Genomic DNA, 25114 nt, shown 5'->3' with positions numbered 1-25114 from the left:
GGCCCGGTTGGAGGACTCGGGGACAATGGGCCGGTGAGCCGACGGACCGACGCCAGCGCAGCCCTGTTCGACCGGGCCTTGGCAGTGACCCCGGGTGGTGTGAACTCTCCCGTGCGGGCCTTCAACGCCGTCGGCGGCACGCCGCGCTTCATCCGCTCCGCGGCCGGTGCGTGGCTGACCGACGTCGACGGCAACGAGTACGTCGACCTCATCTGCTCGTGGGGCCCGATGCTGCTCGGCCACGCCCACCCCGAGGTGCAGGCACGGGTCGCGGAGGCGGTGACCCGCGGTACGTCGTACGGCACCCCCACCGAGCCCGAGGTCGAGCTGGCCGAGGAGATCGTGGCGCGTACGCCGGTCGAGCGGGTCCGCTTCGTCTCCTCCGGCACCGAGGCGACCATGTCCGCGATCCGGCTGGCGCGTGGCTTCACCGGTCGCGACGTCATCGTGAAGTTCGCCGGCTGCTACCACGGTCACGTCGACTCGCTGCTGGCCTCGGCCGGCTCGGGCCTTGCGACCTTCGCGGTGCCCGGCACCCCCGGCGTCCCCGTGTCGTCGACCGAGCTGACCGTGGTGCTGCCGTACAACGACCGGGCCGCGGTCGAGAAGGTCTTCGCGGAGCACCCGGACCGGATCGCCTGCCTCATCACCGAGGCCGCCCCCGGCAACATGGGTGTGGTCCCGCCGGAGCCGGGCTTCAACGCCTTCCTCGCCGAGACCTGCGCGCGGCACGGCGCGCTCTTCGTCAGCGACGAGGTGATGACCGGCTTCCGCGCCAGCAGGCTCGGCCAGTGGGGCCTCGACGGCGCCGTCGAGGGCTGGCGGCCCGACCTGATGACCTTCGGCAAGGTGATGGGCGGCGGCTTCCCGGCCGCGGCCTTCGGCGGCCGCGCCGACGTGATGTCACGGCTGGCCCCGGAGGGCCCGGTCTACCAGGCCGGCACCCTGTCCGGGAACCCGATCGCGACCACCGCCGGCCTCACCACGCTCCGCCTCGCGACCGACGAGGTCTACGCGCACATCGGGGGCGCCGCCGAGACCATCAAGGCCGCGGCGTCCGAGGCGCTGAGCGCCGCCGGCGTCACCCACGTCGTGCAGTCGACCGGCACGATGTTCTCGATCTTCCTCAGCCCCGGCGTCGACGGTCGGGTCCGCGACTTCAGCGAGGCCTCCAGCACCGACGCGACGGCGTACGGCGCCTTCTTCCACGCCATGCTCGACGCGGGTGTCTACCTCCCCCCGTCGGCGTACGAGGCGTGGTTCCTGTCCTCGGCCCACGACGACCGCGCCGTGCAGACCGTGCTCGACGCCCTGCCCGACGCTGCCCGGGCCGCCGCCCGCGCCCAGGAGACCCACGCATGAGCCAGACTCCCGACACGATCGTCCACCTGCTGCGTCACGGTGAGGTGTACAACCCGGACGGCATCCTCTACGGGCGCCGCGACGGCTTCCACCTCTCGGCACTCGGCAACACGATGGCCCAGCGGATCGCCGACAGCATCGGCGACCGCGACATCGTGCACCTGCGGGTCTCGCCGCTGGAGCGCGCGCAGGAGACGGCGCGCCCGCTCGCGGCCGCGCGCGGTCTGGAGATCGTCACCGACGATCGGGTGATCGAGTCGGAGAACAAGTTCGAGGGCCTGAACTTCGCCGACGGGGCGAAGACCATCCTCAAGCGGCCGCGGCTGTGGCGCTACCTCTACAACCCGTTCACGCCCTCCTGGGGCGAGCCGCACCAGCAGATCGTCGCCCGCATGATGGCCGCCGTCGAGGACGCCCGCGCGGCCGCGGTCGGCCACGAGGCCGTGATCGTCTCGCACCAGCTGCCGATCTGGACGACGCGGCTGCACGTCGAGAAGCGCCGTCAGCTGCACGACCCGCGCAACCGTCAGTGCACCCTGTGCTCACTGACGTCGCTGCACTTCGTCGGCGACCGGATCACCCAGGTGAGCTACTCCGAGCCCGCCGGCGACCTGATCCCGGTCAAGGACAAGTCGGCGCCGTTCTCGGCCGGTGGCGCGCCCGAGGAGCAGCGCCCGTGACGTTGCGGCGGACCCTCCTCGGAGTGGCCGTGCCATTGCTGCTCGCGCTCAGCGCCTGCACGTCGCTGCAGGGCACCGGTGACAAGGGCTTCGTGACCGGCGACGGCGCGATCCGCACGATCGACGCCGCCGACCGCACGGACCCGGTGGAGCTGGCCGGCACGGACCTCGACGGCAAGCCGCTCGACGTCGCCGACCTCCACGGCAAGCCGGTGGTGGTCGTCGTCTGGGGCTCGTGGTGCGGGCCGTGTCGCGGCGAGGCGCCCGACGTGGTGGCCGCGGCGAAGGAGCTCGGCGACGGTGCGCAGTTCGTGGGCATCAACCTGCGCGACTCCTCGACGACGTCCGCCCAGGCCTACGTGCGGAGCTTCGACGTGCCGTACCCGTCGATCTACTCGCCCGACGGCAAGGCGATGCTGCAGTTCCCCGGCACCCTGGGTCCGCGCACCATCCCGGCGTTCGTGGTGCTCGACGGCGACGGCCGGATCGCCGCGAGCATCATCGGCAAGCTGCCCTCCACGCAGACGCTCGTCGACCTGGTCACCGATGTCGAGGGCGACGCGGAGCAGTCCGCCGATGGCTGACTGGTTCGAGCAGACGGCGCTCTCGGGGTCGCTCGCCCTCGCGATCCCGGTGGCCCTGGTCGCCGGCCTGGTCTCCTTCTTCTCCCCGTGCGTGATCCCGTTGCTGCCCGGCTACCTGTCGTACGCCACCGGTCTCTCGGGCGCCGACCTCGCCAACGGCGTCGCCGGCACCCGCCGGGGCCGGATGTTCCTCGGCTCGGTGCTCTTCGTGCTCGGCTTCACCACCGTGTTCGTGATCCTGGGGACGCTCAGCGGTGCGCTCGGCGCCTGGCTGGTCGAGTGGGACCGGCAGCTCGCGATCGTCCTGGGCGCCGTCAGCATCGTGCTCGGGCTGGCCTTCGCCGGCTGGCTGCCCTTCCTGAGCCGTGAGTGGCGCGTCCACCAGGTGCCCGCCGTCGGACTGGCCGCAGCGCCGCTGCTCGGCTTCCTCTTCGGCCTCGGCTGGACCCCCTGCCTCGGACCGACCCTGGCCGTGATCAACTCCCTGGCCGTCACCGAGGGCACGGCCGGGCGCGGCGCGTTCCTCTCGGTCTTCTACGCCCTGGGGCTGGGGGTGCCGTTCATCCTCGCCGGGCTCGCGTACGAGAAGGCGCTCTCCGCGATCGGGTTCGTGCGCCGGCACCAGGTGTGGGTGATGCGCGCGGGCGGCGTGATGCTGATCGTGGTCGGCGTGCTGCTCCTCACCGGCTGGTGGGCGGAGTCGGTCACCTGGGTGCAGGTCCACCTCGTCGGCACGACGGAGACGCCGGTATGAGCACGTCGCTGAGCACCCGCCCCCCGGAGGACGACCGCCGCCCGGGCGAGCTGAACTTCCGCGAGCTGCTGCGCTGGGTCTGGCGCCAGGTCACGTCGATGCGGACCGCGCTGATCCTGCTCCTGCTGCTCGCGCTCGCGGCGATCCCCGGCTCGGTCATCCCGCAGGAGGGTGTCGACTCCCTCAAGACCTCCAACTGGCAGTCCGACCACCCGAAGCTGACGCCGGTCTACGACCGGCTCGGGCTCTTCTCGGTCTACGACTCCCCGTGGTTCTCGGCGATCTACATCCTGCTGATGATCTCGCTGGTCGGCTGCATCGTCCCGCGCACGTTCCACTACTGGCGCGGGATCCGCGCCAAGCCGCCGGCGGCACCACGCAACCTCGACCGGCTGCCCGACCACGCGTCGTACGAGACGAGCGAGGCTCCCGAGGTCGTCATCGAGCGCGCGCGGGCGCTGCTCAAGCGCCGCCGCTACCGGCTGTCCGTCTCGACGGGGTCCACCGACGCCGGTGCCGACGCGGTGTCGGCCGAGCGTGGCTACCTGCGCGAGGTCGGCAACCTCGTCTTCCACCTGTCCGTGCTGGTCGTGCTGGTCGGCTTCGCGCTGGGGGGCATGTTCGGCTACAAGGGCGGCGTCATCCTGCTCGTCGGCGATGACTACGGCTTCTCCAACAACCTCACGCAGTACGACGAGTTCAAGCCCGGCAGCCTCTTCCGCGCCGACGACATGGAGCCGTTCTCCTTCCGGATCGACGACTTCGACGTCGACTGGCTGCTGACGGGCCCGCGTGCCGGCATGGCGCGCGGCTTCCAGTCGCACATCACCTACCAGGACTCCCCGGACGGGGCGGAGAAGCAGTACGACCTCCGGGTCAACCACCCGCTCACGATCGGCAACACCGACGTCTTCCTGATCGGCCACGGGTACGCGCCCGTGATCACCATCAAGGACAACGACGGCAACGTCGTCGGCGGAGGCCCGACGATCTTCCTGCCGACCAGCCAGAGCTTCCAGTCGATCGGCGTCGTCAAGGCGCCCGACGCGGAGCCGACCCAGATCGGGCTCGAGGGCGAGTTCTACCCGACGATCGCGTTCTCCTCGCAGACCGGCAGCTACTTCTCGCAGCTGGGCAAGCCGCTGGACCCGGCCATCTCGATGCTCGTCTACACCGGCGACCTGGGCATGGACGACGGTGCGTCGCAGTCGGTCTACGCGCTGGACAAGTCGAGGACCACGATGCTGACCAAGAAGGACGGCACGCCGTTCCGCATCGACCTCCGCGAGGGTGAGAGCACCAAGCTCCCCAACGGTCTGGGCACGGTCACCTTCGAGGGCCTCGAGCGCTGGAACAAGATCCAGATCAGCCAGACCCCCGGCAAGTGGATCGCGCTGACGGGCGTCGTGATGGCGCTCATCGGCCTGCTCGGCTCGCTCTTCATCCGGCCGCGACGGGTCTGGGTTCGGGTGCGTCGCCAGGGTGACGGCACACTGGTGGAGGTGGCCGCGCTCGACCGGTCCGGAGGCGGGGACGTCTCGGTCGTGGTCGACGAGCTCGTGGACACCCTGCAGGGCAAGCAGCATCAACGAGAGGACGAGTCGTGAGCGACGCAGCGTGGGAGACCCTCAGCAACCAGGCGGTCGCGGCCGCGGGACTGCTCTACTTCCTCGCTCTGCTGTCCCACCTCGTCGAGTGGGCGTCGTTGCGCAAGGTGCCCGTCGCGACCGGGGCCGCGGCGCGCGCCTCGATCGACATCCCGGGCGGGGTGGCCCTCGCCACCGGCCCGGACAGCGAGCAGACGGAGGACCGCGCCCGGCGTACGGCGCTCTTCGGACGGCTGGGCTTCCTGCTGACCTGCTGCGCGGTGGCCGTGCACTTCGTCGGACTGGCCGCCCGAGGCATGGCCGCGGATCCCAACCGGGTCCCGTGGGGCAACATGTACGAGTTCACGGTGACCGGCACGTTCGTTGTCGCCGCGCTCTACGTCGCGCTCTACCGCAAGTTCCGGCTGGCCTGGATGGCGCCGATCGTGCTGACCTTCGTGCTCACCATCCTGATGGTCGCCGCGATCTGGCTCTACTCGCCGGTCGCGCCGCTGACCGAGGCGCTCACGTCGTACTGGCTGGTGATCCACGTCGTGTCCGCGATCATCGCGACCGGCGCGTTCACCCTCGGCGGCATCACCTCCGCGCTCTACCTGGTCAAGGCGCGCGGGTTGGCGAAGCACGGGCAGCAGGAGACCGGGTACGTCGCGCGCCTGCCGCAGCCCGAGGTGCTCGACCGGACCGCCTACCGCCTGCACGCCTTCGGCTTCCCGGTGTGGACCTTCGCGGTGCTGATCACCGGCCCGATCTGGGCGCACCAGGCCTGGTCGTCGTACTGGAACTGGGACCCGAAGGAGGTCTGGGCGTTCATCACCTGGGTCGTCTACGCGGCGTACCTGCACGCGCGCACCACCGCCGGCTGGAAGGGCCGCAACGCGGCGATCCTGGCCCTGGTCGGGGTCGCGACGCTGTGGTTCAACTTCATCGGGATCAACTACTTCTCCTCGACGTCCCAGCACTCGTACGCCGGTGGGGCGAAGCAGGTGCAGGTCGTCCCGGAGACCCACGCGCCGGGTCGAGGCCTCTGACGTCCGACCCTCAGCCTCAGGGGGAGTCGGGATCCTCGGGGTGCTTGCGCTTGCGGTCGAGGTCGCGCAGGAAGTCGGGGTCGTCGTCGGGACCGATGAACCGCGGCGGCTGGGCTCGCCGCGGGCGCGGCTTGGGCGTCGGCGCGATGCCCCGGCGCTGGATCGCGCGCGTCGTCAGGTAGACCGCGACCGCGACCAGGATCACCACCAGGAGGAACTTCAGCACCCCTCCAGCCTAGGCGCCGCCTGGTCACGGCCTACCCTGAACCCGTGAAGGAGTTCTGGATCTACACCCTGCTGCGCGTCGTGCTGTTCCTGGCGTCGCTCGGGATCGTCATCGGCATCTGGCTCCTGGTCGACGACCAGGTGCCCGTGGTGTGGGCCATCATCATCGCGTTCCTGATGAGCGGCCTGGGGTCGTACTTCCTGCTCAACCGCCAGCGCGAGGCCCTCGCCCGGCGGGTGCAGACCCGTGCCGAGGCGATGACGACCAAGATGGACGAGATGCGGTCCAAGGAGGACGCCGACTGAGCTGCGCGCTCAGTCCTTGCGCTGGTTGAGCCGGCGCTCGACGCGCGACCTGTCCTGGCCCAGCAGCTTGGCCAGCAGTGGCACCCGGAAGCGGTAGGCGAGCACTGCGGCCACCACGATCAGCACGATCACCCAGAACATGCTCCGAGCGTACGCCGGCGGTGGGTCACGCCGCCCGGCCGCCCGCGCCGGCGGTGGGTCCTCCACCGATCGTGCGGCCCGGATCGGTGGATAGTCCACCGCAACCCCTTGCCGGCGGCACCCGGCCCGCGCTGGCGGTGGGTCCTCCACCGATCGCGCGGCCCGGATCGGTGGATAGCCCACCGCCACCCCTTGCCGGCGGCACCCGGCCCGCGCTGGCGGTGGGTCCTCCACCGGTCGTGCGGCTCGGATCGGTGGATATCCCACCGCTACCCCTTGCCGGCGGCACCCCGCCCGCGCTGGCGGTGGCTCCTCCACCGGTCGCCCGGCCCGGATCGGTGGACAGCCCACCGCCCACCCCCCACCGGCGGCCGCGCGTGACTAGCCGCAGACGACCAGCGCGGCAGTCACCAGGACCGCCCAGAGCAGCTCGGCGAGCCCGGTCCGCTGCAGCACCGGGATCAGGCCCGGGCCGACGGCCCCGCCGAGGACGGTGCGGGTCGCGGGGACCGCGAGCACCAGGAAGCCGAGGCCGACCAGCACCCACCACGAGGTGACGGCAGCGACGGCGACCACGGCCGCGGCGGCGAGCACGACCAGGACGGCGTACAGCAGTCGGGTCCTGCGGTCACCCAGCACGACGGCGAGGGTGCGCTTGCCGGCGACGGTGTCGGTCGGGATGTCACGCAGATTGTTGGCCACCAGGATCGCGCAGGCGAGCGCGCCGATGCCGACCGCAGCCCAGAGCGCGGCCCACTCCCAGGTCTCGGTCTGGACGTACGTCGTGCCGACGACCGCGACGAGCCCGAAGAAGACGAACACCATCACCTCGCCGAGGCCGAGGTAGCCGTAGGGCTTCGAGCCGCCGGTGTAGAACCATGCGGCGAGCACGCAGACCGCACCCACGGCGAGCAGCCACCAGGCGGTCGTCGCCGCCAGGGCCAGGCCGGCGACCGCTGCCACGCCGAAGGCCATGAACGCCGCCCGCCTCACCGCCGCGGCCGGCGCCGCACCGGATCCGACCAGCCGCAGCGGACCGACCCGGTCGGCGTCGGTGCCGCGGATGCCGTCGGAGTAGTCGTTGGCGTAGTTGACCGCCACCTGGAGCGCGAGTGCGACCACGAGCGCGAGCAGCGCCTTCCACCACACGACGCCGTCGGCGTACGCCGCCACCCCGGTGCCGGCGAGCACGGGGGAGACGGCAGCGGGGAGGGTGCGCGGTCGCGCGCCGGCGAGCCACTGTGCGGAAGTTGCCACAACGGAGGATTCAAGCAGCCGACGGCTGCTGCGCGCGCGTCAGGTAGCGCTCGGCCGACCGCGCAGCCGGTCCCATCCCCGCGACGGCCGCCCCGATGATCGCCGCGATCAGCAGCCAGCCCGGGGTGCCCCAGTGGATCGCGAGGAAGGTGAACGCCGCCGGAGCCCACACGCCGCCGAGCGTGCCGCCGAGCTGCGCGGCGCCCTGGTACTCACCCCGGCGCTCGGGGTCGGAGAGCTCGGACAGGAAGCCCCACTGGGCGGCCGACTGGAAGAGCTCGGCCCCGGTCACCGTCACGTGGCCCAGCCAGACCAGGGCGATCGTCGTCCAGCCGAGGGTGTCGTGGGTGAGCAGCACGATCAGGCACGACAGCACGAAGAAGCCGGCGCTGATCCGGGCCGCTCGCAACGAGGTGCCGACCGAGTTCACGCCCCGCGCGGCCGGGACCTGCAGCAGCACGGCCATCACCGTGTTGGTCCCGAACAGCCACGCCAGCAGCACCCGCGGGGCATCGGTCTCCTGCACCAGCCAGAGCGGGATGACGACGTTGAGCAGCACCTGGTTGGTGCCGAGCACCCCGTTGAAGGTGCACAGGGCCAGGAAGCCCCTGTTGCGCAGGGCCGCCGGGCTGAGCGCCCTCTCGGCCGGCGTCTGGACCTCCACGTCGTGCTCGGCCGACGGCAGCCGCGAGATCAGCACCGCGTTGCACGCGAGGACCACCGCGGTCAGCCACGGCACCGCCCGGATCACCGCGTCGCTGTCGAAGGCCAGGGCGAGGCCGCCGAGCAGGGCACCGAACGTGAAGCCGATGTTGAGCGCGGCCCGCATGAACGCCAGCGACTGGACCCGTTCCTCCCGGGGGAAGACGTCGATCGTGTAGGCCCCTCGTCCCGCCCGCCCGCCCGTGTCGGCGAGGCCGAGCAGGACCATCATCACGGTGAAGGTCGCGAAGCCCCCGATGAAGGGCCAGACGGCGTACAGCGCGGCCTCGCAGCCGGCCGCCAGCGCCCACATCCGCTTCGCCCCGATCCGGTCGGTCAGCCTGCCGAGGGGCACGGCGAGGAGGAACGAGGCGATCCCGGAGGCGGTCAGGCCGAGGCCCACCTGCGCTGCGCTGAGCCCGACCACCTCGGTGAAGAAGACGGCGCTGCCGGTGAGGAAGGCGCCCTCGCCGAACGCGAAGAGGATCGACTGCATCGACAGCCGTCGGGCCAGCGGGGTGGGCGGCAGGAAGCGGTCGAGGCGGGTGGGCACCCCGGCATCCCATCACGCACGACTACTGTCGGTCGCGTGAATTCCGCCGGCTCCGCGCGCGCCACGATCGACGCGCTCCGGGACTGGCTGGAGGCTCCCGCACCGCCACCGTGGGTGGTCGAGACGTCCGGGTCGACCGGCCGCCCGAAGCGGGTCGTGCTGTCCCGTGACGCGGTCCTGGCCTCGGTCTCGGCCAGTGCCCGACGCCTCGGTGGCTCGGGCCGGTGGCTGCTCGCGCTGCCGGCGTCGTACGTCGCCGGCGTGCAGGTCATCTGCCGGTCGCTGGTCGCCGGCCACGACCCGGTGGTGCTCGACGAGCACGCGAACTTCGCCGACGCGGCCGACGCCACGAGCCCGACGAGCTCGACCACCGACGCGTTCGTGTCGCTGGTGCCCACCCAGCTGCACCGCCTCCTCGAGACCGACGCCGACGCGCTGCGACGCTTCCACACGGTGCTGCTCGGCGGCGGACCGATCGATGCCGCGCTGCGCGGCCGGGCCGAGGAAGCCGGGGTGCGGGTGGTCGCGACGTACGGCTCGGCCGAGACCGCCGGCGGCTGTGTCTACGACGGCTACGCCCTCGACGGCGTCGCGGTCGCGCTCGACGCCGGCGGGCGGATCCGGATCGCCGGCCCGACGCTCTTCGAGAGGTACGACGGCGACCCAGCCCTCACCGCGGAGGTGCTCGTGGACGGCTGGTTCGTGACCTCCGACGCGGGCCGGCTCGACGAGGACGGCCGCCTGCACGTGCTCGGCCGGGTCGACGACGTGGTGGTCAGCGGCGGCGTCAACGTGCCGGCCCCGGCCGTCGCCGCGCGGCTGCGCGAGCACCCGGACGTGCGGGCGGCCGAGGTGCTCGGCGTGCCCGACGAGGAGTGGGGCGGCCGGCTCGTCGCCTTCATCGTCGGTGACCTGTCGCTCGACGCGGCCCGGACCTGGGTGGGCCAGGCGCACCCGCGGTCCTGGGCTCCCCGGCAGCTGGTCGAGCTCGACGACATGCCGCTGCTCAGCAACGGCAAGCCCGACCGGCTCGCCCTCCGGGAGCTGGCATGAGGGTCTGGTCGGTGCCGATGCGCACGAGGTTCCGCGGCATCACCGTCCGCGAGGGCGTGCTGGTCCGGGGCACGGCCGGCTGGGGGGAGTGGAGCCCGTTCCTGGAGTACGACGCGGCCGTCGCCGAGCCCTGGCTGCGCTGCGCCGAGGAGGCCGCCGCCGGTGACTGGCCGGCGCCGGTGCGGGACTCGGTGCCGGTCAACGTGACCGTCCCTGCCGTCGGGCCCGACCAGGCGCACGCGATCGTGCTGCGCGGTGGCTGCCGGACCGCGAAGGTCAAGGTCGCCGAGCCCGGCCAGACCCTCGCCGACGACCAGGCCCGGCTCGAGGCCGTCCGTGACGCGATCGGGCGCGACGGCAGGGTCCGCATCGACGTCAACGGGCTCTGGGACCTCGACACCGCGATCGCGAGCATCCCGGTGCTCGAGCGCTCCGCGGGCGGGCTGGAGTACGTCGAGCAGCCGGTCGCGAGCGTCGAGGACCTGGCGCGGGTGCGCCGGGCGGTCGGCGTGCCCATCGCCGCCGACGAGTCGATCCGCCGGGCCGCCGACCCCTACCGGGTGCGCGAGCTCGAGGCCGCCGACGTCGCGGTCCTCAAGGTGCAGCCCCTGGGCGGGGTGCGCGCCTGCCTGCGGATCGCCGAGGACATCGGGCTGCCGGTGGTGGTGTCGTCGGCGCTGGAGACGTCGATCGGGATCGCGGCCGGGGTGGCCCTGGCGGCGGCGCTGCCGGAGCTGCCGTACGCCTGCGGGCTGGCGACCGTGCAGCTCCTCGGGGCCGACGTCGTGACGGAGTCGCTGCTGCCGGTCGACGGTGCGCTGCCGGTCCGGCTGCCGGTCGTGGACGAGTCGCTGGTGCACGCCGGGCCCGACCGGGTCGCGCACTGGGAGGCCCGGCTGGCCGAGGTGCGTGCGCTCAGGAGCGACCGCGTGCGGCAGGATCGTCGACCGTGACCGCCACCGACCTCGCGCGCGCCGTCGTCACCGCGCTGGTCGAGGCCGGCGTCACCGAGGTCGTGATCGCTCCGGGCTCGCGCAACGCGCCGCTCAGCTTCGCGGCGTACGACGCCGCCGCCGCGGGCCTGGTGCGGCTGCACACGCGCATCGACGAGCGCACCGCCGGCTTCCTGGCCCTCGGCCTGACCAAGAACGGCAACCGGGCCGCGGTCGTCTGCACGTCCGGGACCGGCGTCGCCAACCTGCACCCGGCCCTCCTGGAGGCGGCGCACGTCGGGCTGCCGCTGGTCGTGGTCACCGCCGACCGGCCGCCGCGGCTGCGCGGCACCAACGCCAACCAGACCACCGACCAGCTCGGCGTCTTCGGGCCGCTGGTCCCCACCCAGGACGCCAGCGCGGGGATCGACCTGCAGCAGGTCGGGCCGGTCCACCTCAACGTGCCGCTCGACGAGCCGCTGCTGCCGGACTCGCGCTGGGAGCCGGAGGTCACCCCCGGCCCGGCGCCGAAGCTCGCCCGGCCGCTGGTGCGGATCACGATCCCCTCCGGCCCACGCACCGTCGTGGTGGCCGGTGACGACGCCGGACCGCAGGCCCGCCAGCTCGCCGAGGGCGGGGGCTGGCCCCTGCTCGCCGAGCCCAGCAGCGGCTCGCGCACCGGCGCCAACGCGCTGCGCACCTACCGCCTGCTGCTCGCCGGCGAGCTCGCCGACCGGATCGAGAGGGTCGTCGTCTGCGGTCACCCGACCCTGTCCCGTCCGGTCAGCCGGCTGCTCGCCCGCGCCGACGTGCAGGTCGTCGACACCCCGACGCAGGGCGTGTGGACCGAGCGACCCTTTGCCGTCGACGAGCGGCTGGTCGCCGTGCCGTACGCCGAGCGGCCCGACGACCCCGCCTGGCTCGAGGAGTGGCACGCGGCCGACGCCGGCGTGGGTCGCCGGCTCGACGCGCTGCTCGCCGCCGAGGCGGAGCTCACGCCGTACGAGGTGGCCGGTGCGGTGGCCCGTGCGCTCCCGCACGGCGGGCTGCTCGTCGTGGGCGCCTCGAGCCCGATCCGCGACCTCGACCTGATGGTGCCGCGCTACGAGGTCGGCGCCCGCCGCAAGGTGGTGGCCAACCGCGGGCTCGCCGGCATCGACGGCACCATCTCCACCGCCGTGGGCGCCACGCTCGCGCGACCGGACACCACCCGGGCCTTCGCGCTGATGGGCGACGTGACCTTCCTGCACGACGCCAACGGCCTGGTGATCGGCCCCGGTGAGCCCGTGCCCGACCTGACGATCGTGGTGGTCAACGACGACGGCGGCTCGATCTTCACGATGCTCGAGCAGGGCGACCCGGCGTACGACGACCGCTTCGACAAGCTCTTCGGCACCCCGCACGGCGTCGACCTCGCCGCGCTCTGCGCCGCGACGCGGACCCCCCACTGGAAGGTCGGCTCGCTGGCCGAGCTCGAGCAGGCGCTCGCCAGCCCCAACGGCGGGATCGAGGTCGTCGAGGCCGTCGTACGCCGTGACAACCGTCGTGAGCTGGACGCCCGGATCAGGGCGCTGCGGCCCGAGCAGCCAGGTCGCTGACGGCGGCCGCGACGTCGGCGGGCGCCACCAGCTGGTGCAGGTGACGCCCCGGCAGCGCGGCGAGCGGCCACCCGTGCGTGCGCGCGAAGGCGATCTCCTCGGCGTAGGTGTCGCCGAAGGCCAGGTAGCCGCTCGGCCGGTCCGCCCAGCCGGGAGGCACCTCGATCCGTGAGGTGAAGTACGTCAGCGGCAGCCGTGGACCGTCGGCGGGGACGAGGTCGACGACCGGGTCGTCCCACCACTGCGACCACGGCGGCAGCAGTCCCTCGGCGTCGGCGAGCCCGCGCAGGAACGACAGGAACCCCTCCGGCGCGAGCCCGGTGTCGGGACCGTCGCCGGCCAGCGCGGCATCGACGTAGACGACCGCGTCGGCGCCGATCCGGGCGCCCAGCAGCGGCGCGTAGAGGCCGGCGTTGCTGTGCGGGACGAGCACGACGTCGCTCAGGCCCTCGGCGGCAGCGACGTACGCCGCCAGCACGTCGGCCGACGTCGTCGCGCCGCGGGGATCGGCCACCCGCGCGTCGAGCAGCTCGGCGACCCGCGCCCACGAGGTCGGGCCCAGGAGGGGGCTCGGCAGGAGCAGGTAGGTCACGCCCTCACCGTAGGCGGATGCCGGGATCAGGGCGCCGTGTCCCCGCCGGCTCGGTCGACGCCCAGGAGGTCGCCGGGCTGGCAGTCGAGGGCGTCGCAGAGGGCGGTCAACGTGCTGAACCGGACCGCCCGAGCGCGACCGTTCTTGAGGATCGACAGGTTCACGACCGTGACCCCGACCCGGTCGGCGAGCTCGGTGAGGGTCATGCCGCGTGCCTCCAGCAGGGCGTCGAGACGGACGACGACGCGGTGGTCCTCCGGAGCCGCGCTCATACGGTCGAGTCCACCTCCTCCTGCAACGGCACGGCCTGGCGCAGGATCCGGGCGAAGGTCAGCACGCCGATCGCGACGACGAGCAGGGTGTAGGAGAGGTCGGCGCTGAGCAGGCCGCGGCGCCACGAGACGTCGCGGACGGCAGCAGACAGCACGACCCCCGTGCCGGCACCGGCCAGCACCGGCCACAGGAGGGTCATCACCAGCAGGAACCAGCCGAGCTGACGGGTCCGGTCGGCCGTCTCCTCGGTGAAGAGGCCTCGACGGCGGGCGGTGCGCACCACGCGCTGGACGAGCAGCAGCCCGCCGACCGCGAAGACGATGTCGCCGAGCGTGGCCAGGGAGCCGGCTGCCTGCTGCATCGGCGTGGGGTCCTTCAGGCAGACCTCGGCCTGGGTCGCGCGTTGCCTCGCGACGTCGGTGTGCAGCCCCACGACCCCCTCGGCCGGCGGCTCCTGGGCGCCGCTACCTCCCCAGGGGACGTCACCGGACTCCGCCGTCACGCAGGTCGGTTGCCCGATGCCGAGCACCCGCACGTCCGTCGAGCCATGGACCGCCAGATCGACGATGGCGATGACCGCGAGCAGCGCGAGACCCCCAGCCAGGAGCGCGAGCAGCGCGGTCACCGCGATGTCGATCGGGGCAAGCGGGTCGCGCGAGGTCTTGCTCATGGCCACTCCATATCGTTTTTCGTTAGTATCGACAAACGATATGGCATCGGTTGGCGGCTGTCCGCAACTTCGATCAAGCGGCCCGGACCATCCGCGGCCGATGATGGAGCCATGACCGCTGCCGACACCTTCGCGGACTTCGTCGACCACCTCGCCGGGGCGCTCGACGACCACGACCTGAGCGCCGACGAGCGGGCCGAGCGGCTGCACTTCTCCCGCTACCACCTCGACCGGATGATCCGGTCGATCGCGGGCGAGCCGCCCGAGGCCTTCCGCCGGCGCATCCTGCTGGAGCGGGCGGCGTACCGGATGATCACGACCTCGGCCCCGCTGATCGACGTCGCCGTCGAGGCGGGCTACGGGTCCCACGAGGCGTTCACCCGCGCCTTCACCCGGGCGTACGGCGCCGCGCCGTCCGCGTGGCGTCGCAAGCCCGGACATCTCCAGATCGAGGCGCCGAGCGGCGTCCACTTCCACCCACCCGGCAGCCTGCGGCTGCCCGCACGAGATGAGGTCACTGCCATGGAGCTGCTCACGAAGATGATCGAGCACCACGTCTGGCTCACCGGCGAGATGGTCCGCGTCGCCGCCCGGCTCACGGACGACCAGCTCGACCAGGTCATCGAGCTCGACGTCGACGACGACCACCAGACGATCCGCTCCCTGCTGTCCCGGCTGGTCGGGCAGATGGGGATGTGGAACGCCGCCCTCGCCACCCGTGACTACGACTGGTCGGTCGAGGACCACGAGTCGCTGCCCTCGATGCGCGAGCGGCTCGCGGTGGAGGGGTCGACGTACCTCTCCCACGTGCGGGAGGTGGTCGACGCCGGCCGCCTGGACGACACGTTCGTCGATGCGCTGTGCGAGCCGGCCGAGGTCTTCACGTACGGCGGGATGATCGCGCACGTGCTCACCTTCGCCGCCCACCGGCGCACGCTCGTGACCCTCGCGCTCGCTCGTCACGGCGTCGACGAGCTCGGCTGGGGCGACCCGATGCGGTGGATCGCGCAGCCCGCCTGACGCTCTGCGCGAACGCGACATGCCGCTGACGCAATCGTCGGCGAGGATGGGCCCGTGGAAATCGCCTTCTTCCTGGTCGCGCTCGTGGTCGGGGTCCTCGCCGTCACGGCGCTCGCGGACCGGGCCGACCTGCCGCCGCCCCTGGTCCTGATCGCGGCCGGGGTGGCCGTGTCCTACGCGCCGGGGATGCCGGAGGTCCACCTCGAGCCCGAGGTGGTCCTGCTCGGGCTGCTGCCGCCGCTGCTCTACGCGACCGCGATCCAGACCTCGCTGGTCGACTTCAACGCCAACCGGCGCTCGATCCTGCTGCTGTCCATCGGGCTGGTCGTCTTCACGACCGTCGGGATCGCTCTGCTGGTGCACGAGTGCATCCCCGACGTCTCGTGGCCGGCGGCGTTCGCGATCGGGGCCGTCGTCGCGCCGCCCGACGCGGTGGCCGCGACCGCGATCGCGCGCCGGATCGGGCTGCCGCGACGGATCGTCACGATCCTCGAGGGCGAGTCGCTGCTCAACGACGCCACCGCCCTGGTGGCGCTGCGGACCGCCCTGCTCGCCGGCAGCATCGCCGCCTGGCGCGTCGGCCTGAACTTCGTGTGGGCGGCCGCCGGTGGTGCGCTGATCGGCTTCGCGATCTTCCTGGTCGTGGCGTGGGTGCGCCGCCGGATCAACGATCCGCTGCTCGACACCGCGATCTCGTTCGTGGTGCCGTTCGCGGCCTACATCCTGGCGGAGGAGGCGCACGCCTCGGGTGTGATCGCCGTGGTCGTCGCGGGTCTGCTGCTCGGCCACAAGGCGCCGATCCTGCAGACCGCACAGTCGCGGATCGCCGAGCGCATCAACTGGCGCTCGATCGCCTTCCTGCTGGAGAACACCGTCTTCCTGCTGATCGGGCTCCAGGCGTCGTGGCTCTTCGCCGACGTCGGCAAGAGCGACCTGTCCGTGGGCCGGATCGTGCTGGTGTGCACCGCGTCGCTGGTCGGCGTGATCGCGCTGCGGATGGTCTGGGTGTTCATCGCGCGCTACGCGCTGGTGCGGCCCGGTCCCGACCCGGTCACCCGGCGGCGTCCGCCGTGGCAGTACACCTTCATCCTCGGCTGGGCCGGCATGCGCGGAGTGGTCACCCTGGCGGCGGCGTTCATCATCCCCCAGGACTTCGACCACCGTGAGATCCTGCTGCTGATCGCCTTCACGGTGGTGGCCGGCACGCTCTTCATCCAGGGACTCACCCTGCCCTGGCTGGCGCGCAGGCTCGAGGTGCCGCCGCCGGATCCGATGGACGACGCGCTGGCCCGGGCCACCCTGCTGCAGCAGGCCTCGAAGGCCGGCTTCCAGGCGCTGGAGCAGCTGGAGTACGACGACCCGCACGGCGTGATCGACCTGATCCGGCAGCGGTCCGACCAGCGCAACTTCGCGGCCTGGGAGCGGCTGGGCACCACCGCTGACCAGGAGTCGCCGAGCGACCTCTACTCGCGCGTCCGGATCGCGATGATCGGGGCGGAGCGCCGCCGGGTCCTGGAGATCCGCAAGTCGGGCACGGTCGCGTCCGAGGTGATCGCCGAGGTCCTCGCGTCCCTCGACGTCGAGGAGTCGATGATCGACATCGCCACCCAGGAGCGCGAGCAGATCAAGCGGGACAGCGCCCTGCGCTTCCACCTCGGCGACGAGTGCGACGACCTGCTGGCCTACCCGGTCGCGGACGTGCCGCGGGGCGAGTTCTGCCAGGGCTGTCTGGACGACGGGACCCAGTGGGTGGCGCTGCGCCGCTGCCTGGAGTGCGGCAACGTCGCGTGCTGCGACTCCTCACCGCTGCAGCACGCCACCGCGCACTTCCACGACACGACCCACCCGGTCATGCAGTCCGTCGAGCCCGACGAGGACTGGCGTTGGTGCTACGTCCACCACCTCACCGCGTGAGCGCGTCCTCGATGCTGCGCGCCGGGTGACCGGTGAGGCGCGGCACGTCGTCGGTGACCTCGGCCAGCGAGCCCTCCGCGATCGCGGTGTAGGTGCTCACCCAGGCGTCGAGCTGCCACTGCTCGGCGTCGTACGCCGCCCGGCGTGAGGCGTAGGCCTCCTCGACGGTCTCGTCCTCGAAGCGCAGCGGGCGGCCGATCGCGGCTCCCGCGCGGGCGGCCGCCTCGGTCATCGTCAGGGCCTCCGGACCGGTGAGGGTGTACGTCGCGCCCGCGTGCTCGGCCGGCGAGCGCAGCACCGCGACCGCGGCGTCGGCGACGTCGGCCCGGGCGACCGCGGCGAACCGTCCGGCCCCCGCCGGGCCGCGGATCACCCCGGCCTCGTCCGCGAAGTGGGGCAGCAGGTCGCTGTAGAAGTTGTCGCGCAGGAACGTGTGGGCCATCCCGGTCTCCCGGATCGCGGCCTCCGCGTCGTGGTGGTCGCGAGCGAGCACGAAGGTCGCATCGGCGGCGGCCCCGGCGAAGGACGTGTAGACGACGTGGCCGACACCGGCGGCGGCAGCCGCGCGGATGAACGTGCGGTGCTGCTCGCGGCGGTCCTCGGCCTCGGCGGCCGAGACCATGAAGAGGGTGTCGACGCCCCGCAGGGCGGCGATCGAGGCCTCCTCGTCGCCGTACGTGCAGGCACGCACGTCGGTGTCGTAGTCGGGGGCTCGGGAGAGGTCTCGCACGACGAGCCGCAGGTCGGTGCGGAGGTCCTCGGCGAGGGCCCGGGCGACCAGGCCTCCGACGGCTCCGGTGGCGCCGGTGATCGCGATCATGACGTGCCTCCTGGGGTGAAGCGGATGGGGAAGCTGAGGGCCCCGGTGTTGCCGGAGACGGGCAGCCAGCGACCGGGGCCGTCCGGGACGGCGTCGGGCATCCGGCGAGCGAGCAGGGGCAGCGCCACGGCCATGTCGGTGCGGGCCACGAAGTGCCCGAGGCAGTGGTGCACGCCGGCTCCGAAGCCGTGGTGCGGCGGCCGCTGCTGGGTGATGTCGAAGGCGGGGTCCGGCATCGCGGCCGGGTCCGTGCCGGCGCTGTGCGACAGCGTCTGCACGATGCCGCCCCGCGGGATGTGCAGGCCCTGGAACTCCACGTCCTCGAGCGCCTCCCGGGTCACCCAGGTGACGGTCGGGTTGACCCGCATCACCTCCTCCACGGCGTTGTCGCCCAGCTCGGGACGCTCGCCGAGCAGCCGCCACTGGTCGGGGTGCTCCAGCAGGGTCTGCAGGGCGAGGCCGAGCTGGTTGCGCGTGGTCTCCATGCCGGCGAAGGCGAGGAACACCAGGGCGACGGCGAGCTCGTGCTCGGTGAGCCGGTCGCCGTCGTCGGTGGCCTGGACGAGGGTCGTCACCAGGTCGTCCTGCGGGTGCGCACGCCGGTCGGCGACCACCTCCTCGACGTACGCGTAGAGCCCGGACAGCGCCACCTCGATCTTCGGGACCTGGTTGCCGACGTCGATGGAGAACGACGCCCCGAGGTCGTCGGCCCACTGCGCGACCTGGTGCCAGTTGTCCTCCGGCAGGCCGAGCAGCACGCAGATGATGCGGGCGGCGTACGGCTCCGCGAACTCGCTGATGAGCTCGACCGAGCCGCGCTCCGCGAAGCCGTCGATCAGCTCGTCGGCGAGCGCCTGGAAGCGCGGGCGCATGGCGGCGATCGTCTTGTTGCGGAAGGCCGGCATCAGTAGTCGCCGGATCCGCGCGTGGTCGTCGCCCTCGAGGCTGAGCAGCGTCTCCTGCCACCAGTCCGAGAAGAGCCCGGAGTGGATGCCGTTCTGCGCCGGCCAGCGGGCGTTGCCCTGCCGGAACCGACGGTCGCGCAGCAGCGCGCTGACCTCGGCGTGCCGCAGCACCGCCCAGCCCCAGTTGGTCTCGACGTACCAGCTCTCGTCACGGGCGGCGTGCACCGTGGGCGAGGTGACGTCGAAGGTCGGGTCGGCGAGGTCGAAGTACGGCGCGCGCGGGGTGCTCATGGTCGGACCATCCTGATCTCCCAGGTGCCGAGGCCCTCGTACAGCTCGCGGCTGCCGTCGGCGACGAACCCGTTGCGGGCGTAGAAGCGGCGGGCGCGGGCGTTGTCCTCGAGGACCCAGAGCGAGCACGCCTGCTCCGGGCGTACGGCGTCCCAGAGCTGCTGGCCGAGTCCGGTGCCCCACCACGCGGCCCGGAGGTAGATCGCGTAGAGCTCGCGCGGCGTCGGCGCATCGGGATCCCGGCCGTCGCCGACCACCGCGAAGCCGACCAGCTCGCCGTCCGCCTCGGCCAGCACCCGCGGCGGCCCGTCGACGAGCTGGCGCCGCCACGCCGACTCGAAGCGGTCGGGCGTCGCCAGCCGCTCGGCGAGCAGCGCGGGATCGGCGTACGGCGTGTACGCCTCGCGCCAGCAGGCGACGTGGAGGGCGGCACCGGCCTCGGCGTCGGCGGGTACGGCGGCCCGCAGCGTGGGGGTCACCCGATCATCGTAGGGAACGCGATTACCGTGGGTGCCATGCGAATCACGAAGTTCGGGCATGCCTGCGTCCGTATCGAGCACGACGGCACCACCATCGTCCTGGACCCCGGTGTCTTCACCGACCCGGAGGCCGTCGACGGCGCGGACGCGGTGCTGATCACCCACGAGCACCCCGACCACTACCTGCCGGCCAACCTGCTCGCCGCCGACGCACCGGTCTTCACCGTCGAGGCGGTCGCGGCGAAGATCCGCGAGGACGCCCCCGCCCTCGCCGAGCGGATCACCGTGGTCGCCCCCGACGAGACGTTCGACGCCGGGCTGTCCGTGCGCGCCGTGGGCGAGCTGCACGCCGTCATCCACCCGGAGATCCCGCGGATCTTCAACAGCGGCTACGTGATCACCGCCGGTGACACCACGATCTACCACCCCGGTGACTCGCTGATCGAGCCCGGCCAGGAGATCGACGTGCTGCTGGTGCCGTCCTCGGCACCGTGGCTGAAGGCCTCCGAGGCGATCGAGTTCGCCCGCGCGGTGAAGGCGCCTCGCAACCTGGCGATCCACGACCGGATCTACACCGATGCCGGGCACGGCATCCTCGAGAGCCAGATGAACCTCTTCCTGTCGAAGGCCGGCCAGGAGTACCTGCGGCGGGCGGACGGCGAGGACCTGTAGCGGTTCCCGGGCCCGGCCCGCCGTACTTCTCGGGCACTGCTGTCACTTCTCGGCCTTTGCAACGCCCGAGAAGTGCGGGGATCCCCGGTGCACCGGTGATTCCCGGGGCTGGTGGGGCCTCCAGGTCGCCCACCCCGCTCACGCGCAGACCGGTCCGGTTGGGCTATTCCGCCCGGCGTCGCACGTCGCCATGATCGGGGCGGTCGCACCCGCGACCAGCGGCGGTGGGAGCGGCATGACGGATCCGGCTGACCTGGACGCCGAGCGGATCGCCGAGCTCCAGCGACAGCTGGCGGAGGCGACCGAGCAGGTCGCCCGGGTGCACGCCGAGCTCGCCGGTGCCGGTCGCGGCTCGGGAGCGCAGCTCGTGGACCGGCTCGCCGCCCGCTTCGCCGGCCCACCGCGCACACCCGACGTCGCGCCGCTGGCTCCGCCGCCGCGGTCGGTGCCGATCGCCTTCCGGCTCGCGGTCTTCTCGTGGAGCTGGTGGGAGCAGTTCGGGCTCGTGATCGGCTTCACCGGACCGATCGCCCTCTGGGGCTTCTTCCCCTGGACCATCCCCCTGGGTCTGATCGCCGCGCTGGTCACGATCGTCGTCCTCCGAGGCCGCAGGAGCTGGGTCCGCCTGCGGTTGCTGAAGTGGGGCCAGGTCGCCTCGGTGACCGGCGCGCAGGAGCTCTCCCAAGGCACCTACTACTCGGGCGTGACCTACAGCAACATGATCGTGCCGCAGGCACGCGGCTGGGACGTCACCCGAGACTTCTACTCCGGCCCCGCGACCACGACGCAGATCTCCTACTCGCTCGCCGGGGTGCCCGGCACGCTCAGGCTGAGGGGCCTGCCGTACGACGACGGCGTGGTGCTCGCCGACTCCCGCAAGCCGTCGGTCGCGCTGTGCGTGAGCTCCTTCCCGTACGCCGTGAAGCCGGACGCCGGCGGCGAGCTGGTCGGTCGCCTCCGCGCGCGGGCGTGGCTCGGGATCGTGCTGACGATGCTGATCGAGGCGGGCCTGGTCGTCGCGACCGTGGCCAGCATCGACGCGTTCTGGCGCTGAGCTAACGGACGGCGCGCACGCCGACGACGTCGAACCCGTGATGGAGGCAGCGCACCCTCGCGGTGAGCTGGCCGCCCTCCCACAGGGACTGCTCGACGTCGTCGGACGACAGCTCCGGGTCGGTCGCCGTGGTGGCGTCCAGGGTGATGGTGCCGCCGACGTACCGCTCCGGGCCGTCCGTCACGCGCACCTCCAGCTGGTACGGCAGCCGGACGTCTCCGTCCGTGCGCGGCTCGTGCGGCCCGGTCAGGCCGAGCCAGTCCGCGGTGATCTCGAAGACCCCGGGGGTCGAGCAGCGTGGCGCGCGGAGCCAGCTGCGGACGACGGCCGGGACCGAGGCTCCCTCCCGGACGTAGATCCCGCCGTTGAGGAGCACCGCGACGCGCGGGTCGACGGCGGCGAGCTCCTCCACCTGCACCTTCGTGTCCTGCACGGTCTGGTCGTCCTGGCCGCCGGTGTCATCGCAGCCGGGAGCGACAGCCGGCATCACGCGTCCCGTCGTCACCGGCGTCCGGTGGACCTCGCCCGTGCCGAGGTAGCGGGCCCCGTCGTACTCCACGATCGCGGCGCACGAGGCCGACGCCCCGCCGCCGCCCTCCGTGGACGAGCCGCAGCCGACCAGCGCCCCGGAGCCGGCGACCAGGCCGACGGCGATGAGGATGCGGGTCCGCGCGATCACGCTCTGGAGTCTCACACCAGAGGGACGGGCCGCGCGCGTGTTCGGTTCCCTCGTGCCGCGGAGCTCAGTCCGAGGTGAGAGCGTCCCGCACCGGCACGAACTTCGCCTGCGCCTCCGCGAGCTCCGCCTCCGGGTCGGAGTCGGCCACGATCCCGCAGCCGGCGAAGAGGCGGACGGTGGCGCCGGAGAGGCGGGCCGAGCGCAGCGCGATGCCCCACTCGCCGTCGCCGCTGGAGTCGATCCAGCCCACCGGACCGGCGTACCGGTCGCGGTCCATGCCCTCGATCGCCGCGATCAGGGCGGTGGCGACGGGGGTGGGCGTGCCACCGACGGCCGCAGACGGGTGGAGGGCCTCGGCGAGCTGCAGCGAGGACACCGTCGCGGCGTCGTGGACGACGCCGGCGACGTCGGTGGCGAGGTGCATGACGTTGGGCAGGTGCAGCACGAACGGCGCCTCGGGCACGTTCATCGACGAGCAGTGCGGCTCGAGGGCGTCGGCGACGGAGCGTACGGCGTACTCGTGCTCCTCGAGGTCCTTCGACGACCGCGCCAGCGTGGCGGCGAGCGCCAGGTCGCGCTCGTCGTCGCCGGTCCGCCGGATGGTGCCGGCCAGCACCCTGGAGGTGACCAGGCCGCGCTCGCGGCGTACCAGCATCTCGGGCGTCGCACCGAACATGCCGTCGACGTGGAAGGTCCAGCACATGGGGTAGGTGTCGGTCAGCCGGCGCAGCGGCCAGCGGACGTCGATCGGTGCGTCGGCGGTCGCGACCAGGTCCCGGGCCAGCACGACCTTCTCGAGGTCGGCCCGGCTGATCCGGGCGACGGCGTCCGCGACGACGGACATCCACTGCTCGCCGTTCAGGGCCCCGTCCGCGAAGCTCACGCCGACCGGCGCCGCGGGCGGCTCGGCCGGCTCCAGAGCGGGCGCGGGTCCGTCGCCGACGACCGTCAGCCAGGCGACCTCGCCGCGGCGACCCACGACGACCCGGGGCACGACGAGCACGGACTCACCGGGCTCGTCGGCGAAGGTGAAGGTGCCGAAGGCCACCGGTCCGGTGCCCGGCTCGTTGACCTCGTCGCGCACGTCGGCGTGCGCGGTCGTCTCGCGCCACCACTTGTCCGCGTCGGCGAACCGGGTCGCGCCGTGCGTGCGGACCTCGGCGGCGACGCCCCAGCCGACCAGACCGTCGCCGCGCCGCAGCCAGGTCACCGGACGGTCGGTGGGGACCAGGTCCAGGAGTCGGGTGGCCTCCGCGAGGTCGAGCCGGGAGGTGCGCACGGTCAGCGTCACGCGCCGAGACTACCCACGGACCCGGCGCGGCGCCGCCTCGGGAGGACCGGTAGCGTCGGAGGGCGTGAGCACCCCCACAGCCGCCGGCCGCACGTCCACCTGGGTCGGAATCCTGCTCGGACTCGTGGTCCTCGGTCTGATGGCCGCGTTCGCGATCGGCCTGCCGAAGGCGAACGGCGGCGAGGCCTCGGAGACTGCGGTCCAGGAGCTCGACCTGACGCTGCCCGACAAGCTCCCCGGCGGCTACGTCGCATCCGACGACCCGGCGGCGTTCGAGGGTGGCCAGCTGGCCGCCCAGGCCGCCGACATCGTCAAGCAGGAGAAGGCCGCCCTGGTCTACGGCAACAAGGTCCTCCCCGACGTCCTCGGCACCGCCGCGACGACCCGGACCTACGTCGCCAACGGCACCGAGGCCGTCTTCGTGCAGGCGTTCCAGTCGACCGGGGGCGCGTTCGCCCCCAACAGCATCCCGGACCCCGCCAGCACCGGCGGCCAGGCCGGCACCGAGCTGGTCAAGGTCGGCGCGGGGGCGTGCATCCTCAGCTACGGCCAGGCGCAGGCGCAGGGACAACCGGCGCCGGTGGCCTTCAGCCAGTGCCAGGTGACCCACGGCGGCGCGACCGTCCAGGTCGGCTCGTCCGCGGTGGCGGCCAAGGATCTCGTGGTCGTGGCCGACAACCTGCTCAAGACCTTCAAGCAGGACTGAGCCCGGGGTCCTCGACGCCGAGCAGCGCGTGCGCGTCGGCCCAGCCGGCGCTCGCTGCGTCGCGCGCTGAGCCGGACGGGCGACACGTCGATTCCTACGGCGTACGACGTGCTCAGTAGTCTCTGCCCGTGGTCCGCGCAGAGCTCGACAAGCAGCCGTCCGACGTCCGTCGCATGTTCGACTCCGTCGCGCGCCGCTACGACGTCACCAACGACGTGCTGTCGCTCGGCCAGGACCGCAACTGGCGCAAGGCCGTCATCGCCGCGGTCGACCCGCAGCCGGGGGAGCGGGTCCTCGACCTGGCCGCCGGCACCGGCACGTCGAGCCAGCCCTTCGCCGACCGTGGCGCGGCCGTGGTCCCGTGCGACTTCTCGCTCGGGATGCTGCAGGTGGGCAAGAAGGCGAAGCCGCACCTGCCGTTCACCGCCGGCGACGGCACCCAGCTGCCGTTCGCCGACGAGACGTTCGACGCGGTCACGATCTCCTTCGGGCTGCGCAACATCGTCGATCCCGAGGCCGGCCTGCGTGAGCTGCGCCGGGTCACGCGCCCCGGCGGCCGTCTGGTCGTGTGCGAGTTCAGCCACCCGACGTGGTCGCCGTTCCGGACCGTCTACCTCGAGTACCTGATGAAGGCGCTGCCTCCGATCGCCCGCGCGGTCTCCTCGGCCCCGGACGCCTACGTCTACCTCGCCGAGTCGATCCGGGCCTGGCCCGACCAGCGCGGCCTCGCCGCCCTGATCGCCGGCGCCGGCTGGGACGCTCCCCAGTGGCGCGACCTCTCGGGCGGCATCGTCGCCCTGCACCGCGCCACCCGCTGAACCAGCGAGCGCCAGCGAGCGTCGTCGTCGGTGGTCGAGCAGCGAGCGCTAGCGAGCGTCGTCGAGACCCCCGCAGCCGAGCGCCTGCCTACGTTGGTGGGATCTCGTCGACGCTCAGGCCTGGCGGCCTTCGCTGCTCGATCAGCGG

The 25114-nt window shown here is 72.7% G+C and carries 28 protein-coding genes; 16 read left to right on the top strand and 12 right to left on the bottom strand.

The features are described from left to right. The first annotated feature begins 33 nt into the window (after window positions 1-33). Genes hemL through ccsB form a run of 6 tightly spaced genes read left to right on the top strand, consistent with a single transcriptional unit; the run spans window position 34 to window position 6015 of the window. A complete protein-coding gene (hemL, locus tag N542_RS0107575; protein WP_028643415.1) occupies window positions 34-1362 on the top strand; it encodes a glutamate-1-semialdehyde 2,1-aminomutase in 1329 nt (442 codons plus the stop codon). Further along, window positions 1359-2042: a histidine phosphatase family protein gene (locus N542_RS0107570; protein WP_028643414.1), complete on the top strand. Its 684-nt coding sequence runs from the start codon at window positions 1359-1361 to the stop codon at window positions 2040-2042. The genes hemL and N542_RS0107570 overlap by 4 nt, the downstream gene beginning before the upstream one ends. Next, the gene (locus tag N542_RS0107565; RefSeq protein WP_051551480.1) at window positions 2039-2626 is read left to right on the top strand and encodes a TlpA disulfide reductase family protein; all 588 of its coding nucleotides are present in this window, start codon (window positions 2039-2041) and stop codon (window positions 2624-2626) included. The genes N542_RS0107570 and N542_RS0107565 overlap by 4 nt, the downstream gene beginning before the upstream one ends. Continuing rightward, window positions 2619-3380 carry a cytochrome c biogenesis CcdA family protein gene (locus tag N542_RS0107560; RefSeq protein ID WP_028643412.1) on the top strand — a complete coding sequence of 254 codons (762 nt, stop codon included), beginning with the start codon at window positions 2619-2621 and terminating at the stop codon, window positions 3378-3380. The genes N542_RS0107565 and N542_RS0107560 overlap by 8 nt, the downstream gene beginning before the upstream one ends. Beyond that, window positions 3377-4987 carry a cytochrome c biogenesis protein ResB gene (gene resB / locus N542_RS0107555; RefSeq protein ID WP_028643411.1) on the top strand — a complete coding sequence of 537 codons (1611 nt, stop codon included), beginning with the start codon at window positions 3377-3379 and terminating at the stop codon, window positions 4985-4987. Before N542_RS0107560 ends, resB begins: the two co-directional genes overlap by 4 nt. Beyond that, entirely contained in the window at window positions 4984-6015 is a 1032-nt protein-coding gene (gene ccsB / locus N542_RS0107550; RefSeq protein ID WP_028643410.1) for a c-type cytochrome biogenesis protein CcsB, read from the top strand. Before resB ends, ccsB begins: the two co-directional genes overlap by 4 nt. Before the next feature lie 16 nt (window positions 6016-6031). Here the strand turns inward: ccsB and N542_RS0107545 are convergent, their stop codons facing one another. Further along, the gene (locus tag N542_RS0107545; RefSeq protein ID WP_036506651.1) at window positions 6032-6241 is read right to left on the bottom strand and encodes a hypothetical protein; all 210 of its coding nucleotides are present in this window, start codon (window positions 6239-6241) and stop codon (window positions 6032-6034) included. A gap of 44 nt (window positions 6242-6285) precedes the next feature. Here N542_RS0107545 and N542_RS0107540 point away from each other — a divergent pair, with 44 nt between their 5' ends. Beyond that, window positions 6286-6546, top strand: a complete 261-nt coding sequence (locus tag N542_RS0107540; protein ID WP_028643408.1) for a DUF4229 domain-containing protein — start codon at window positions 6286-6288, stop codon at window positions 6544-6546. Between the two features lie 9 nt (window positions 6547-6555). Here N542_RS0107540 and N542_RS28270 read toward each other — a convergent pair whose 3' ends face one another. From N542_RS28270 to N542_RS23820, 3 genes are all read right to left on the bottom strand, one after another. Then, window positions 6556-6687, bottom strand: coding sequence for a hypothetical protein (locus N542_RS28270; RefSeq protein ID WP_269319763.1), 132 nt, complete (start codon window positions 6685-6687; stop codon window positions 6556-6558). 381 nt (window positions 6688-7068) lie between these two features. Then, on the bottom strand, window positions 7069-7944 hold the full coding sequence (locus N542_RS0107530; protein WP_028643407.1) for a 1,4-dihydroxy-2-naphthoate polyprenyltransferase: 876 nt from the start codon (window positions 7942-7944) through the stop codon (window positions 7069-7071). A 10-nt stretch (window positions 7945-7954) separates the two neighbouring features. Beyond that, window positions 7955-9199, bottom strand: coding sequence for an MFS transporter (locus tag N542_RS23820; protein WP_036506649.1), 1245 nt, complete (start codon window positions 9197-9199; stop codon window positions 7955-7957). A gap of 36 nt (window positions 9200-9235) precedes the next feature. Here N542_RS23820 and N542_RS0107520 point away from each other — a divergent pair, with 36 nt between their 5' ends. Genes N542_RS0107520 through menD form a run of 3 tightly spaced genes read left to right on the top strand, consistent with a single transcriptional unit; the run spans window position 9236 to window position 12782 of the window. Further along, the gene (locus N542_RS0107520) at window positions 9236-10252 is read left to right on the top strand and encodes an AMP-binding protein (RefSeq protein ID WP_028643406.1); all 1017 of its coding nucleotides are present in this window, start codon (window positions 9236-9238) and stop codon (window positions 10250-10252) included. Then, entirely contained in the window at window positions 10249-11205 is a 957-nt protein-coding gene (locus N542_RS0107515) for an o-succinylbenzoate synthase (RefSeq protein ID WP_028643405.1), read from the top strand. The genes N542_RS0107520 and N542_RS0107515 overlap by 4 nt, the downstream gene beginning before the upstream one ends. Next, window positions 11202-12782: a 2-succinyl-5-enolpyruvyl-6-hydroxy-3-cyclohexene-1-carboxylate synthase gene (gene menD / locus N542_RS0107510; RefSeq protein WP_028643404.1), complete on the top strand. Its 1581-nt coding sequence runs from the start codon at window positions 11202-11204 to the stop codon at window positions 12780-12782. Before N542_RS0107515 ends, menD begins: the two co-directional genes overlap by 4 nt. Here the strand turns inward: menD and N542_RS0107505 are convergent. The 3 genes from N542_RS0107505 to N542_RS0107495 are packed head-to-tail and all read right to left on the bottom strand — an operon-like array spanning window position 12748 to window position 14317. Further along, window positions 12748-13374 carry a hypothetical protein gene (locus N542_RS0107505; protein WP_028643403.1) on the bottom strand — a complete coding sequence of 209 codons (627 nt, stop codon included), beginning with the start codon at window positions 13372-13374 and terminating at the stop codon, window positions 12748-12750. The two genes, menD and N542_RS0107505, sit on opposite strands and share 35 nt — an antisense overlap. Before the next feature lie 26 nt (window positions 13375-13400). Further along, window positions 13401-13646, bottom strand: a complete 246-nt coding sequence (locus N542_RS0107500) for a helix-turn-helix domain-containing protein (RefSeq protein WP_028643402.1) — start codon at window positions 13644-13646, stop codon at window positions 13401-13403. Continuing rightward, window positions 13643-14317 carry a DUF2975 domain-containing protein gene (locus tag N542_RS0107495; protein ID WP_028643401.1) on the bottom strand — a complete coding sequence of 225 codons (675 nt, stop codon included), beginning with the start codon at window positions 14315-14317 and terminating at the stop codon, window positions 13643-13645. The genes N542_RS0107500 and N542_RS0107495 overlap by 4 nt, the downstream gene beginning before the upstream one ends. A 111-nt stretch (window positions 14318-14428) precedes the next feature. Between N542_RS0107495 and N542_RS0107490 the strand changes: the two genes are divergently transcribed. Beyond that, a complete protein-coding gene (locus tag N542_RS0107490) occupies window positions 14429-15337 on the top strand; it encodes a helix-turn-helix transcriptional regulator (RefSeq protein ID WP_028643400.1) in 909 nt (302 codons plus the stop codon). 54 nt (window positions 15338-15391) lie between these two features. Continuing rightward, entirely contained in the window at window positions 15392-17251 is a 1860-nt protein-coding gene (locus tag N542_RS0107485; protein WP_028643399.1) for a Na+/H+ antiporter, read from the top strand. Here N542_RS0107485 and N542_RS0107480 read toward each other — a convergent pair. From N542_RS0107480 to N542_RS0107470, 3 genes are read right to left on the bottom strand one after another with little or no spacing between them, the layout of a single operon-like run. Beyond that, complete coding sequence (locus tag N542_RS0107480) at window positions 17241-18071, bottom strand: NmrA family NAD(P)-binding protein (RefSeq protein WP_028643398.1); 831 nt, start codon at window positions 18069-18071, stop codon at window positions 17241-17243. The two genes, N542_RS0107485 and N542_RS0107480, sit on opposite strands and share 11 nt — an antisense overlap. Beyond that, entirely contained in the window at window positions 18068-19267 is a 1200-nt protein-coding gene (locus tag N542_RS0107475; protein WP_028643397.1) for a cytochrome P450, read from the bottom strand. Before N542_RS0107475 ends, N542_RS0107480 begins: the two co-directional genes overlap by 4 nt. Then, window positions 19264-19746 (bottom strand): GNAT family N-acetyltransferase, encoded by a 483-nt coding sequence (locus N542_RS0107470; RefSeq protein WP_028643396.1) that lies wholly within the window; start codon window positions 19744-19746, stop codon window positions 19264-19266. Before N542_RS0107470 ends, N542_RS0107475 begins: the two co-directional genes overlap by 4 nt. Window positions 19747-19782: 36 nt before the next feature. Here N542_RS0107470 and N542_RS0107465 point away from each other — a divergent pair, with 36 nt between their 5' ends. Then, entirely contained in the window at window positions 19783-20418 is a 636-nt protein-coding gene (locus N542_RS0107465; protein ID WP_028643395.1) for an MBL fold metallo-hydrolase, read from the top strand. Between the two features lie 235 nt (window positions 20419-20653). Continuing rightward, entirely contained in the window at window positions 20654-21472 is an 819-nt protein-coding gene (locus tag N542_RS26505) for a hypothetical protein (RefSeq protein ID WP_155992886.1), read from the top strand. A 1-nt stretch (window position 21473) separates the two neighbouring features. On the opposite strand, the gene N542_RS0107455 is transcribed toward N542_RS26505, so the two are convergent. Both N542_RS0107455 and N542_RS23810 read right to left on the bottom strand, forming a co-directional pair. Then, on the bottom strand, window positions 21474-22151 hold the full coding sequence (locus tag N542_RS0107455; protein ID WP_155992885.1) for a DUF6281 family protein: 678 nt from the start codon (window positions 22149-22151) through the stop codon (window positions 21474-21476). 64 nt (window positions 22152-22215) lie between these two features. Then, a complete protein-coding gene (locus N542_RS23810; RefSeq protein ID WP_036506645.1) occupies window positions 22216-23442 on the bottom strand; it encodes an isochorismate synthase in 1227 nt (408 codons plus the stop codon). 64 nt (window positions 23443-23506) lie between these two features. Between N542_RS23810 and N542_RS0107445 the strand changes: the two genes are divergently transcribed. Both N542_RS0107445 and N542_RS0107440 read left to right on the top strand, forming a co-directional pair. Beyond that, window positions 23507-24148, top strand: a complete 642-nt coding sequence (locus tag N542_RS0107445) for a hypothetical protein (RefSeq protein WP_028643392.1) — start codon at window positions 23507-23509, stop codon at window positions 24146-24148. 128 nt (window positions 24149-24276) lie between these two features. Next, window positions 24277-24966, top strand: coding sequence for a demethylmenaquinone methyltransferase (locus N542_RS0107440; protein ID WP_028643391.1), 690 nt, complete (start codon window positions 24277-24279; stop codon window positions 24964-24966). Window positions 24967-25114: the final 148 nt, after the last annotated feature.

This window comes from Nocardioides sp. URHA0020 (assembly GCF_000620705.1).
GTDB lineage: Bacteria > Actinomycetota > Actinomycetes > Propionibacteriales > Nocardioidaceae > Nocardioides.
This window is presented reverse-complemented; position numbering and strand designations above follow the sequence as displayed.